Source organism: Hyphobacterium marinum (assembly GCF_036330325.1).
GTDB lineage: Bacteria > Pseudomonadota > Alphaproteobacteria > Caulobacterales > Maricaulaceae > Hyphobacterium > Hyphobacterium marinum.
This window is the reverse complement of the sequence record NZ_JAZDRO010000005.1, coordinates 39662-52806: the sequence shown is the minus strand read 5'-3', so window position 1 is coordinate 52806 and position 13145 is coordinate 39662. Positions and strand designations below refer to the sequence as shown.

Below are 13145 nucleotides of genomic sequence, written 5' to 3'. Positions count from 1 at the left end.
ATGGCTCAACTGGTCCTTGGTATCGGTGGCGCAGCGGCGGGCAACGCCCTGCTACCGGGCGGGCTCAACCTGCTCGGCGCATCGGTTAGCGGTGCAGCGATGGGAGGCTTCGCCGGCACGTTGCTCGGCGGCGGGCTCGACCGCGCGCTCCTTGGTGGAAACCGGACACACGGTCCGCGCTTGCCCGAGTTGCACGTCCAGACCTCGACCGAGGGCGCGCCCATTCCTCTGGTCTTCGGGCGCGCGCGAATTGCCGGGCAGGTGATCTGGGCGGCGCGGCTGACCGAGCATGCCGACAAGACGAGCATGGGCGGGAAGGGCGGCGGACCAACGCGGGTCGACTACCGCTATTCGGTCAGCTTCGCGGTGGGGCTGTGCGAAGGCGAGATCACCGGTATCGGCCGCATATGGGCCAATGGCACCCCGCTGGAGGTTTCGGGCGTCAATTACCGGCTTTACCGGGGCGGTAAAGACCAGTTGCCCGACGCGCTGATCGAGGCGGTCGAAGGCAGCGGCTACGCGCCCGCTTTTCGAGGCCTGGCCTATGCCGTGTTCGAGGACCTGCCGCTCGACGATTTCGGCGGCCGGATTCCAAACCTGTCCTTTGAAGTGTTCCGCCCGGCGCAGGCCGAGGATGGCGAGCCGGGGCTGGAGCGCCTGATCAAGGGCGTCGACCTGATCCCGGCTTCGGGCGAATTCAGCTATGCGACCGAAGCCGTTGTCCGCGAGATCGGTCCCGGCCGGGACATGGCAGAAAATGTCAACAATTCCCGTGGCCTGCCGGACCTGACCGCGGCGCTGGATGATCTTCAGGCCCAGCTTCCCGAATGCCGTTCGATTTTGCTGGTGTCGGCCTGGTTCGGAAATGATTTGCGCTGTGGTCACTGCCAGATTCGCCCCGGCGTCGAGACACGCGACAAGGTTACCCACCCCCTCGTATGGGCCGTGGCGGGCGAAGACCGGACAACGGCATGGCTGGTGACGCAGGCCGACGGGCGGCCCGTTTATGGCGGCACGCCGAGTGATGGGACGCTGATCGCCGCGATGCAGGACATCCGCGCCCGCGGCCTGTCGGTATCCCTCTATCCCTTCATCCTGATGGATGTACCGGGCGGTAACGGGCTTCCCGATCCGTGGGGCGGCGCGGAGCAGGCGGCGTTTCCCTGGCGGGGACGGATCACGTGCCATCCGGCACCGGGCGTGGCGGGTAGCGCCGACCAGACGAGCGCCGCTGATGACCAGGTCACGGCCTTTTTCGGTGCCGCTGCAGCCGCTGATTTCAGCGTCTCGGGGACGGCGATCAGCTATGGCGGGCCTGCCGAATGGTCGTTCCGGCGTTTCATCCTGCACCATGCGGCCCTGGCCAGGGCCGGTGGTGCGGACGGCTTCCTGATCGGGTCGGAAATGCGGGGCCTGACGCAGGTAAGAGGTGTGTCGGGTTTCCCTTCGGTCGCGGAGTTGTGTGACTTGGCCGCCGAAGTCCGTAGCCTTCTGGGGGCCGATGTCCGGCTCTCCTATGCGGCCGACTGGTCGGAATATTTCGGCTATCACCCCGCTGATGGCAGCGGCGATGTCTGGTTCCACCTTGATCCGCTATGGAGCCACCCGGCCATCGATGCGGTCGCCATTGACTGGTATGCCCCGGCCAGCGATTGGCGCGAGGGTAGTGCGCACCTCGATGCCCAGCTTTGGCCGTCCATACACGATCCCGTCTATCTGGAATCGAATGTCGAAGGCGGGGAGGGGTATGACTGGTACTATGCCAGCGAAGCAGATCGCGACACACAGCTCCGAACGCCGATCACCGATGGTGGGGCCGGAAAACCCTGGGTGTTTCGGTACAAGGACCTGTCGAACTGGTGGGGTCAGCTGCACCATGACCGCCCGGGAGGCATCGAAAGCGGGTCGGCGACAGGCTGGGTGCCGCAATCGAAACCGATCTGGATCACCGAGGTCGGTTGCCCGGCGGTCGACAAGGGCGCGAACCAGCCCCATGTCTTCGTCGATCCGAAGAGCTCGGAAAGTACACTGCCCCACTCTTCCGATGGCCGCCGGGACGATCTGATCCAGCGGCGGTATCTGGAGGCATTTCACCGCTATTGGGACCCGGAGGCCGGGCATAATCCGGTGTCATCGGTTTATGGCGGTCCAATGCTGGACCCCGATCTTATCCACGTCTGGACGTGGGATGCCCGGCCCTTTCCCGATTTTCCTGCTCGCGAAGAGATCTGGTCTGATGGCGGGAACTGGTGGTTGGGGCACTGGCTGACCGGACGCGCGGGCCTGGCCCCGCTTTCCGGCGTGGTCGCAGACATCGGCGCGCGATGTGATCTCGAACTGGACGCGTCCACACTGGACGGGCTGGTGTCCGGATTTGTCCTTTCGGGGCCAGTAACGGGCCGGTCAGCGCTGGAGCCATTGGCTCTGGCTTATGGCTTTGCCGTGCGGGAACACGCGGATGGCGTGGCGCTTCTTGGCAGCAATGCCGGCGGAGAAGTCACCTTGCCGGAAGCCATGCTGGTACTTCCCGACCACGGGGACGCGCTGACGCGCCAACGCATGCCCGCCGGATTCCTGCCGTCGAATGTCCGGCTGCGCTTCATTGGGGACTGGCTGGATTATGAGCCCCAGAGCCTTCTTGCGCATAGCGGAGCACAGGCTGGCGGCGAGATCGCCGATCACGCCTGGCCTTTACTGGCCGATGAAGAACAGGCGAGTGACTGGGCGCAGGGTGTGTTGAATGACGCGATTGCTGCAGGCGAGCAGCTGTCCTTCGAATTGCCGCCCTCATTGATGGCACTGGAGCCCGGGGACCGGTTCCACCTGGACAGCCAGAACGGGGCGGTTTTCCGGATTGAGTCGGCCAGTGGCGGTGAAACCCGGCGCGTTCTGGCGCGCCGCCATCACCCGCGTACAGGTGCCCACCGGGGTAGTCAGGCAGGTGTTTCCGGGGCGATCTCCGGTCGGTCCAGACCGGCCCTGGCTGTGCTCGATATTGCCTTGCTGGCTGAAGAGAGCAGCGATCGCGATGGTGTCCTGCTCGCTGCGTCGGTGTCGCCTTGGCCCGGAAGCCTCGCCATCCATGCCGGCCCGGACGCGGCGGCGCTCGAACACCGGCTTGATGTGACGCGTCGGACGCCATTCGGGACATGCCTGAACAGCCTGGTACCAGGATGTGCCGGGCGTTGGCAGGCCGCCGGCAGCTTGCATGTCCGGTTAAATAGCGACGGTCTCAGTTCCAGTGACAGGCAGGCGGTCCTGAACGGCGCCAACCGGATTGCCGTCGAACACGACGATGGCTGGCTGGTGCTGCATTTCCTGACAGCCGAATTGATCGGGGACGGGGCGTACAGCCTGACCGGCCTGCTTCACAACGACCTGGCCGCCCCGATGCTCATCGGGGCAGAGGCGCGACTGATCGTTCTGGACACGCTGCCCGATACGCTTTCCGTTCCTGCTCATGAACGCGGTGAAGACCTGACACTAAGGGCTGGTGATCCGCGCCTGTCCTTGCAATCGCCCTTCCAGACGTCGGCGGCGTTCACCTATCAGGGCCGTGATCTTGCGCCATTGTCGCCGGTCCATCTCAAATGGGATCGCGTTGCCGAGGGATACCGCTTCCGCTGGATCCGGCGCAGTCGTATTGGCGGAGAGGACTGGTCCGCACCGGTCACGCCGCTTGGCGAAGCCCGGGAGGCCTATCGCGTGGGCCTTTTCGACGGAGGCACCCTTCTCGATGAGGGCGAGGTGACAGCTCCGGAATTCGTTCTCTCCGGCAGTGACGCCGCCACGCTCTATGCCGGGGGAGGTGGCGCGCCGGTCTTCAGCGTCGCACAGGCGTCCGATCGGTTTGGTCCCGGCGCGGCAGCTTTCGTGAACTTCACCTTGTAGAAGCGGGTTGGCGTACCGGGCCAAAGACGCCTACATCAGTCCGGCGGACCGGTGGGGTCCGGCGGGCAAGGTGACAGATGGCCGACCCATATACGACTTTGGGCATATCGCGCTCCGCGAGTGCGGACGAGATCCGGCGTGCCTATCGTGCGCTGGCCAAGTCGCTGCACCCGGACGCCCGTCCCGGGGACGCGGCGGCCGAAGAACGCTTCAAACAGGTCAGCCAGGCGTTCAAGCTGCTGTCCGATCCCGAAAAAAAGGCCCGGTTCGATCGCGGTGAGATCGACGCTGACGGCAATGAGCGTGCGCCCTTTGCGGCCCATGCTGCCCATGGCGCGCGCCGGGGCGGGCCGAGGGGTCGGCCACAGGGCGGGTTTGACGATCTCGGCGACATCTTTTCCGACCTGTTCACCGATTTCAGCCGCCGCGAGGCTCCACCGCGCAAGGGCCGGGACGTGCGGTACCGGATGCCTCTGACCTTCGTAGAAGCGGCCAAGGGCGTAACCAAGCGGATCAAGCTCGCCTCGGGAAAATCGGTGGAGGTCAAGGCCCCGCCCGGAGCCAGTGAAGGGCAGGTCCTGAAGCTGGCGCGGATGGGTGAATCAGGCAGCGCGAACGGGCCGGCGGGCGATGTGTTAATCGAGCTCCAGGTCAAGCCGCATGCCTACTTCACCAGGGATGGTGCCGATATTCGCCTGGAATTGCCCGTGTCCCTGAAAGAAGCGGTCGAAGGCTCGAAGGTCAGGGCACCGACCATTGACGGGCCGGTCGATATCAAGATTCCCGCCGGGTCGACGTCCGGCTCGCTGCTGCGCCTGCGCGGCAAGGGCATCGTCGCTTCAGGTGGCAAGAGGGGCGACCAGATCATCCGTCTGATTGTGGATATTCCCAAGGATGATCAAGGCCTTCAGGCCTTTGTACGAGACTGGACGCCGCCCAGGGGCTACGATCCGCGAAACGGAATGGAAGAGTAACACCTTGTTCAGCGCCGGTTCAGCGGTGCACGGACAAAGTCGCAGGCATGATGAAGAACGCCCTCATAGCCCTGATCAGCGCCGTTGCCGCGATGACCGCTTCGGTTTCGGCCGATGCGGCCGGAATGACGCAATCGCGGCCGGACGTGCGCGACCGGTATACGGCGGATGAAGCGCGCGATGCCATGCGCTCGGGCGATGTCCTGCCAGCGCTGCGTGTCATTCGCCAGGTGCGCCAGCGATATCCGGGCGCAGACGTCCTTGATGCCGAGCTCGAGGGCGGGCAGCCGCCTCTTTACATCATCAAGATCCTGACCCGCGACGGTCGGCGCGTTGACGTGATTGTCGACGCCCGTACCGGTGCCATACTCTACGAACGATAGACCCGGAGCCTCGCGATGCGCGTACTCATCCTGGAAGACGATCCCGATCTGAGCCGGCAGCTGTCCCGCGCCCTGACGGACGCCGGTTATGCCGTCGATGTCGCGAATGACGGCGAAGAAGGGCACTTTCTCGGCGATACCGAGCCCTATGATGCCGTCGTGCTGGACCTGGGCCTGCCCAAGATCGACGGCGTGACGGTGCTGGAGCGCTGGCGTCGTGATGGCAAGGACTTCCCCGTCCTGATCCTGACCGCTCGTGATCGCTGGAGCGAGAAGGTTGCCGGGTTCGACGCCGGTGCCGACGATTATCTGACCAAGCCCTTCCATACCGAGGAATTGCTGGCGCGGCTGCGCGCCCTGACCCGCCGTGCGGCCGGTCACACGACCTCGACAATCGAATGCGGCGCGCTGACCGTCGATACGCGGGGTGCACGGGTCTTCATCGATGGCGCGCCGGTCAAAGTCACGTCCCATGAATTCCGGATGTTGAGCTATCTCGCCCACCATCAGGACCGCGTGATTTCGCGTTCGGAACTGGTCGAACACATCTACGATCAGGATTTCGACCGTGATTCCAACACCATCGAGGTGTTTGTCGGCCGCCTGCGCAAGAAGATCGGGCAGGACCGGATCGAGACCGTGCGGGGGCTGGGCTACCGGCTCGTGGACGTGGAGCAGAACACGGCGTGACGCCGTCTCCGGGATCCCTGGTCCGGCGCCTGGTCGTCAGCGCGGCGATCTGGGCGGCGGTGCTCATGATTGCCGGGGCCCTGGCGCTGACCGCCCTCTATCGCCAGTCAGCACTTGGCGCGATTGACGACCGGCTGGAAAGCGCGGTCAGTGCGCTCGTGGCAGCGGTCGAGACCGGTGAGGATGGCGAGCTTGTCCTGGCGCGGCAGCCCAGCGACCCGCGGTTCGACCAGGTTTTTTCCGGCCGGTACTGGCAGATTGGCGAATTCTACGATGCCGACACGTTCCGGGTGATTGGCCGGTCGCGGTCTCTGTGGGACGAACGTCTGCGGCCGCCGGACGCGTTTCTGGCGTCGACGCTGGATGCACCGGGCGAGCGCGTCACCATCGAGATGACCGGCCCGGATGGCGAACCGCTTCGGATCATGGCCCAGGCCGTGCTGCTGGCTGGCCGGCAGGACCCCGCCATCATGATGGCCGGCGAGGACCGGCGGCCGGCCGACCGCGATGTCCAGCGCTTTGCCTCGGTCGTGGCCGGCATGTTCCTGATCTTCGCGGTCGCTCTAGCCATCGGTATCTTCCTGCAGGTCCGCGTCGGGTTGGCACCGCTGTTCCGCATGCGGGATTCGGTGGTCGATGTACGCGAAGGCCGTGCGGACCGGGTCGAAGGTGCCTACCCGACGGAAATCCAGCCCCTGGGCGACGAACTCAATTCGCTTCTGGACCATTCCCGTGAAGTCGTGGACCGGGCGAGGACCCATGTCGGCAATCTTGCGCATGCACTGAAAACGCCGATTGCGGTGCTTCTCAACGAGAGCCGCACCGACAAGACGGAATTCGCGGAACTCGTGGGCCGTCAGGCCGAGATCATGTCCCGCCAGGTGGATCATCATTTGCGGCGTGCCCGTGCAGCGGCGCATGCCAAATCGGTTGGCGCGCGGACACCGGTAACCCCGCTGATCAATGATCTCGCGCGGACGCTGACGCGCATCTATGGCCGCAAGGGCATCGCGATCAACTGGACATCACCCGACGAGCTGGTGTTCCGTGGGGAACGCCAGGACCTCGAAGAAATGGTCGGCAATCTGATGGACAATGCCTGCAAATGGGCGGCGTCTTGCGTGACCGTTTCGGCCGGACCCGGAAACAGCGAGCAGACGCTGGAGATCCGGATTGCCGACGATGGTCCGGGAATGGACGCAGCGGCCCGCGAGGATGCGCTGAAGCGCGGTGTCAGGCTTGATGAAAGTGCACCGGGCAGTGGTCTGGGCCTGTCCATCGTGGGTGACCTCGCCAAAGTCTATGGCGGTGTTCTGGCGTTGGGCGAGGCTGAAGCTGGCGGGCTCCTGGCCTGCTTGACACTGCCGGCGGCGAAAGACCGCTAAAGCTGCGTTAAGGATATTCAGCCACGCTGGTTCGACGAGGATAACTTCGCGCGAACCAGACATGCTGAGCGAGTCGACAAAAACGCGCCTTTCCGCTTTCTGGGCAGGATTGCCGGACCCGATGCGTGAGAAGCTGGTCGCTGCCGCGGCTGCGGCCGCACAGGCGGACGCAAGGCAACAGGGGCTTCACGACATACTGGCCGGGCTGGAAGCCGGGCTCGCGCCCGCTGATCAGGTTGCGCGCTCGCGTTTTTTCGAACCGCTGGCGATCCTGACGGGTGATCCCGCACAAGTTCCGCCTTCGCGCGCCTATTTCACGCCCCACTTCCTGGATCGAATCTGGTCCTGGTTCGAAGACCAGCTGGGCGAGGAGTTCATTGCGTGGGCCATCGCAGACGATAATCTGGCCTGGCACGACAGCTGGACGCAGCGGCGAAAACAGGCTGCGCAGGCCTTGTCAGACTTTCTTGATGTGTCGGCGAATGACCGCAAGGCCGAGGCCCGACTTGCAGCGCTCTGGGGCGCGGGCGGAGCCGAACGGGCGCGCGATATCGCGACATTGTTGCGCAGCAGCGGCGAGATCACCGCGGCGCTGAAGCCGTTTCCCGATGAAATCCGCGACCTCACGCCGGAACTCTGCACCGAGCTGCGCGATGGCTATGAGCGCTTCGGCGATGATGCGCCCGATGCCGGACTCTGGCTCCTGCTCATTATTCTCGCCCGCCTGAAGAAGACGGCCCAGATTTTCCGGGCGATCGAGAAAATCGGGCGCAGGGGAGACGATCTCCTCGTCTCCAAGACCGATCTCGCCACGGTCGGTGATGCCGTGTTCAAGGACGCCGAGCATTTCGCGGCCCTGTTCAAACACGCGCCCGATACACTCGACGATGCCCGCGTCGCCGTCGATGGCCTGGCAAACTATGTCTCGATCACCGTCGGCATGACCCGCGAATTCGGCATCCGGAAGGATGGGCGCTGGGGCAAGCAGCTCTTCGGGCTCCGGTCCCAGGTGTCCAGCGACCTCGAGAAGATATTTGCCAGCGTGCCCAAGGCACTCGGCAAGGCCGTTCCGGAACCGCGAAAGGGCAAGGGCGGCATCATGACCCCGGTCGAAATAGCGCCCGAAACCGTCATCGAACAGGCGGAGGCGCGTCTCCACTTTGTTGCTGGTGCGCATGAATGGGCGTCCCAGGCGGCCGTCGCGAGCATCCACAAGAAGACCGAGGAAGCGGCAACCACGCTGCTGGACGATTGTTCGAGCGCGCTGATCAATCTGGTCCAGCATTCCGAAGGCGAGGAGCAGGCCCTCGCGTCCCAGGGCCTTGATGTCGTCGCCCGGTTGTTTGAAGCGGCCGGACAGGACGAGAATGCCTCCCTGATCCGCCGCCGGTCAGCCGCCGCACTCGCGGCGTAAGCGCGCAGCGCCTTGCACTGACCGACGCCAAACCGTAAGCCGCTCGCCATGAGCGAGCCTTCCTCCGACACCCCCGCTGCCATGGAAAGCCGGACCTGGTCCGAGCGGCGGCTGCATTCCCCGAGCGCCGGGCGGAACAAGGCCGCGATTGCGCACGAATTGGCCAGGATATTACCGGCCGATGCGGCTGTGCTCGAGATCGGTTCCGGGACGGGAGAGCATGCGGTCGCTGCGTGTCAGGCGCGCGAGGACATCATCTGGCATCCCAGCGACCCCGACGCGCAGTCCCGCGCGAGCCAGGACGCCTGGTCGACTGAGTGTCCGGGCCGGATACAGGCGTCACGCGCGCTTGATGTTTCTCTGGCAGACTGGCCGGCCGGCTTGCCCGAGACCGACGCCATCGTTTGCTGCAATGTCATTCACATCTCCCCCTGGCGCGTTGCGGAGGGGCTGGCCAAGGGCGCAGAAAACCTTCTTTCGCCGGGCGCACCCCTCGTTCTTTACGGTCCGTTCCTGGAGGGCGAGAAGACGGCCCCGTCCAATCTCGAATTCGACGCATCGCTCAAGTCCCGCAACCCGGAGTGGGGCGTCCGCGCACGCGACGACGTTGAGACGCTGCTGGCGCGGCACGGATTCGATCTTGAACAGGTAATCGGAATGCCGGCGAACAATCTGATGCTTGTCTTCCGGAAGACTGCGCGATGATGGTCCTGGCAGTCGTCTTCGTGCTGGTGGCTTTCGCGGCAGGTTTCTGGATCGCCGCACCGTTGAAGGGATCAAGCCGGTGGCTGGCCCCGGCATTGACCGTGGGGCTCGTCCTGGTTGTCTCCGGTGCCTACATGATTGGCGGGCGGCCCGACTTGCCGGGCCTTCCGCACGAACAGGCAGCCGAACAGCGCCGCAATACTGATCCGTCCAGCCTGAGCCTGGCCGAACAGATTGAAAGCCTGCGCGACCGGACACGCGAGGACGATACCGACGCCGAGGCCTGGGCCTTGCTCGGCCGCCAGCTCGCCCGCGCCGAGCGCGAGCAGGAAGCCATCGAAGCTTTCCAGCGCTCGCTGCGGATTGACCCGGTCGCGCGGACCTTTTCCGACATTGGCCAGACACTGATCAATCTCAACGAAGGCGAGGTCACGCCGGAATCCGTGCGGGCGTTCGAGGAAGCCATGAACCGCGACCCCGACCTGCCGGAGCCTTACTTCTTCCTGGGGCTGGCGGCCTATCAGGCCGGCGACCGGGCCGTCGCGGCCGACTTCTGGACGTCCGTTCTGGAGCGTTTGCCCGCCGACAGTGCATTCCGCCCGGTGATCGCGCGCCAGGCCGTCGATCTCTTGTCCCGCCCGGACGTGAATACGCAGGCCGTTGCCGAACAGGCCGACACCGAGACCGAGCCACAGGCCCGTATCGCGCAAATGGTCGCTAGGCTGGAAACTCGTCTCGCCGCTGATCCGGATGATATATCCGGCTGGCTGGTGTTGCTCCGTGTGCGGCGCACGCTGGGAGACGAAGCCGCAGCCCGCGACGCCCTTGGCGCGGCGCGGGATACTTTCGAGACCGGCAGCGGTGAAGGCGCGCTTCTGGACATGGCCGCTGCGCTGATGGGACTGAACGAGGAGGACCCGTCTTGAGACGGCGAAATCAACGGCTCTGGATGATTGGCGGCGCGGCGACCGTTCTGGGACTCGCACTGGCATTGACGCTCTATGCACTTAGCGACGCCATTGTCCTGTTCTACAGCCCCACCGAACTCGCGCAGAATCCGCCCGAGGCGGGAACGCATATCCGGATTGGCGGGCTGGTGGAGGACGGGTCCGTCATTCGGGGAGAGGCCAGCGGCGCGCGCTTCGTTCTGACCGATGGCGCACACACGATTGCCGTGAGCTATGCCGGCCCTTTGCCTGACTTGTTCCGTGAGGGACAGGGGATCGTCGCCGAGGGGACGTTCCAAGCCTCAGGCGAATTTACCGCGACGACGGTGCTGGCCAAGCATGACGAGACCTATATGCCGCCCGAAGTGGCCGAGGCGCTGCGTGAATCGGGTCGCTGGCAGGGCGAGGACGACAATTGATTGCCGAGCTGGGACGCTTTCTCGTTGCGATTGCCCTGATCGCGTCGGTCGCCCAACTCCTGTTCGGATGGCGAGCGGCTCGTGCTGGCAATGTCGGACCCCTGGCCGTCGCCACGGGCCGGGCCAGTGCGGTCGCGCTGGGCACGCTTGGAGCGGCGTTTGTTCTGTTGGCCGTCCTGTTCCTGCAATCGGATTTCTCGGTCGGTTATGTCGCGGCGAACTCCCATGTCGACAAGCCGGTTTTCTACAAGATCGCGGCGGTCTGGGGCGGGCATGAGGGCTCAATGCTGCTCTGGTGTCTGCTGCTCGCCGGTGTCGGTGCCGGTCTCAACCGCTGGGGGCCACGCTCCGATGACGGGCTGCGCCTGCGCGCCACGGCGGTGCAGGGCGGGCTGCAACTCCTTTTCATCGCTTTCCTGTTTTTCGCGTCGAACCCGTTCGACCGGCTTGATCCGGCAGAACTGGCAGGGCGGGGCCTCAACCCGATCCTGCAGGACCCGGCCCTCGCGATGCATCCGCCCATGCTCTATGTCGGCTATGTCGGCCTCTCGGCGGCGTTTTCCCTTGCGGCGGCTGGTCTGATCGAAGGGCGTGGCGGGCGGGTGCTTGCCGAAGCCCTTCGGCCCTGGGCGGTCGCAGCCTGGGCTTTCCTGACCGCTGGAATCTCGCTCGGGGCCTGGTGGGCCTATTACGAGCTTGGCTGGGGTGGCTGGTGGTTCTGGGACCCGGTCGAGAATGCCAGCTTCATGCCGTGGCTGGTTGCCACCGCTCTCATCCATTCGGCCATCGCCACGCAGCGCAGTGGTGCCTTCCCCGGCTGGACGGCCTTTCTGGCACTGACCGCTTTCTCGCTTTCGGCACTGGGGGCGTTTCTGGTGCGGTCCGGCGTGCTGACATCCGTTCACGCCTTCGCGCTCGATCCGGAGCGGGGATTGTGGATCCTGGTCATGCTGGCTGTGATCGCGGGGGGCGGGCTGGCACTGTTTGGCTGGCGGGCCTCGACGCTCGGACGCGGCGACGGGTTTGAGCCGACAAGCCGCGAAGCCTTTATCGGAGCCAACAATCTTTTCCTCGTCGTGACCGCTGGCGTCGTGCTGACCGGGACGTTGATGCCGCTGATCATCGATGCGTTGGGCGGGCGAATGATTTCGGTCGGCGCACCGTATTTCAATACCGTCGCGACGCCCTTCCTCGCGCTGTTGCTGGTTTTCCTGCCGTTTGCACCCTTCCTGCCCTGGCGCAAGGCCGGCCTGAGACCCGTCGCAATCTCCCTGACAGCTGCTTTGTGGCTGGTCCCGGCCTCGATAGCCGGACTGGCGCTGATGTTTGCCGGTGGGTCCATCTTCGCCATCGCCGGAGCCTTTGTCGGCGCGTGGGCCATCGCCGGCGCGATCAGTGACTATCAGCGATCACGCGGCCAGGCCGGTCTCGGGCCTCGCCTGGCGTCAGCTGGCCGGTCCATGGCCCATGCGGGGATCGGGCTGGTGGCCCTCGGGGCTGCCGCGGATTCCACCGGAGCGCCGGAAATCTCGCGCTCGCTAGCCCCGGGCGAAACCATGCAGGTCGGGGACACCATTCTGGCCCTGGAAAGCGTCACCCGCGCGGATGGTGCCAACTACATGGCCGACAGTGCAATCCTGGTGGCCACCGAGGGCGGACGCACGCTGGGCCGTTTACGTCCGGAACGGCGCTTTTATCCGGCCAATGACCAGAATACGCGCGAGGTCGCGATCCGGTCAGGCGTACGCGGTGATCTTTATGTGTCGCTTGGCGATCCTCATACACGCGGCGACGGGACCGTGGCCTATGAGGTCCGGGCGTCCTTCAATCCGTTTGTCTGGCTGTTGGGCTTGGGGGCCGCGCTGATAGCGCTCGGCGGGCTGACCGCGCTGGCTGGACAGGCTGCACACCGCCGGAGACCGGCATGATCGCGCTTGTGACGGCCATTTTGCTGACTGCAACACCGGGGCCGACGCTGAACGCGGTCGAGACGGCGCGGGCCGAGGCGATCATGCAGGAAATCCGCTGCGTGGTGTGCGCCGGGCAATCCATAGCCGATTCCGATGCGGCCCTGGCCCAGGACATGCGCCACTTCATCCGCGTGCGTGTGGCGCGCGGCGATGACGCCGCGTCGATCCGCGCGGAACTGGCGCAAAGCTATCGTGACGAGGTCCTGTTGCGGCCGCCATTCGACTGGCGGACCTTGCCCCTGTGGCTGGCACCACTCATCTTCCTGCTGGCAGGCGGCGGTATGCTGATCATGGCGAGCCGGTCGCGACGGGAACCGTGACACCCGCCCGCAGGTTGGCAAGAGGACGGGATGGTAGGAAGCGGGGG

At 65.2% G+C, this 13145-nt stretch carries 11 protein-coding genes; all 11 read left to right on the top strand.

Annotated elements, in window-relative coordinates; all coding sequences use genetic code 11:
• The 11 genes from V0U35_RS11595 (at nt 1) to V0U35_RS11545 (ending at nt 13098) form a co-directional block, all read left to right on the top strand.
• On the top strand, nt 1–3891 hold the full coding sequence (locus V0U35_RS11595) for a baseplate multidomain protein megatron (RefSeq protein WP_330196883.1): 3891 nt from the start codon (nt 1–3) through the stop codon (nt 3889–3891).
• A gap of 77 nt (nt 3892–3968) precedes the next feature.
• Nucleotides 3969–4865 (top strand): DnaJ C-terminal domain-containing protein, encoded by an 897-nt coding sequence (locus tag V0U35_RS11590; protein ID WP_330196882.1) that lies wholly within the window; start codon nt 3969–3971, stop codon nt 4863–4865.
• Between the two features lie 47 nt (nt 4866–4912).
• Nucleotides 4913–5248 carry a PepSY domain-containing protein gene (locus V0U35_RS11585; RefSeq protein WP_330196881.1) on the top strand — a complete coding sequence of 112 codons (336 nt, stop codon included), beginning with the start codon at nt 4913–4915 and terminating at the stop codon, nt 5246–5248.
• A gap of 15 nt (nt 5249–5263) precedes the next feature.
• Nucleotides 5264–5938 (top strand): response regulator transcription factor, encoded by a 675-nt coding sequence (locus V0U35_RS11580; RefSeq protein WP_330196879.1) that lies wholly within the window; start codon nt 5264–5266, stop codon nt 5936–5938.
• Nucleotides 5935–7323 (top strand): sensor histidine kinase, encoded by a 1389-nt coding sequence (locus V0U35_RS11575; protein ID WP_330196878.1) that lies wholly within the window; start codon nt 5935–5937, stop codon nt 7321–7323. Before V0U35_RS11580 ends, V0U35_RS11575 begins: the two co-directional genes overlap by 4 nt.
• Before the next feature lie 121 nt (nt 7324–7444).
• The gene (locus V0U35_RS11570; RefSeq protein WP_330196877.1) at nt 7445–8737 is read left to right on the top strand and encodes a hypothetical protein; all 1293 of its coding nucleotides are present in this window, start codon (nt 7445–7447) and stop codon (nt 8735–8737) included.
• A 48-nt stretch (nt 8738–8785) separates the two neighbouring features.
• Nucleotides 8786–9442, top strand: a complete 657-nt coding sequence (locus V0U35_RS11565) for a DUF938 domain-containing protein (RefSeq protein ID WP_330196876.1) — start codon at nt 8786–8788, stop codon at nt 9440–9442.
• The gene (locus V0U35_RS11560; protein WP_330196875.1) at nt 9439–10368 is read left to right on the top strand and encodes a tetratricopeptide repeat protein; all 930 of its coding nucleotides are present in this window, start codon (nt 9439–9441) and stop codon (nt 10366–10368) included. Before V0U35_RS11565 ends, V0U35_RS11560 begins: the two co-directional genes overlap by 4 nt.
• The gene (gene ccmE / locus V0U35_RS11555) at nt 10365–10808 is read left to right on the top strand and encodes a cytochrome c maturation protein CcmE (protein ID WP_330196874.1); all 444 of its coding nucleotides are present in this window, start codon (nt 10365–10367) and stop codon (nt 10806–10808) included. Before V0U35_RS11560 ends, ccmE begins: the two co-directional genes overlap by 4 nt.
• Complete coding sequence (locus V0U35_RS11550; RefSeq protein ID WP_330196873.1) at nt 10805–12736, top strand: heme lyase CcmF/NrfE family subunit; 1932 nt, start codon at nt 10805–10807, stop codon at nt 12734–12736. The genes ccmE and V0U35_RS11550 overlap by 4 nt, the downstream gene beginning before the upstream one ends.
• On the top strand, nt 12733–13098 hold the full coding sequence (locus V0U35_RS11545) for a cytochrome c-type biogenesis protein (RefSeq protein ID WP_330196872.1): 366 nt from the start codon (nt 12733–12735) through the stop codon (nt 13096–13098). The genes V0U35_RS11550 and V0U35_RS11545 overlap by 4 nt, the downstream gene beginning before the upstream one ends.
• The last annotated feature ends 47 nt before the right edge of the window (nt 13099–13145 follow it).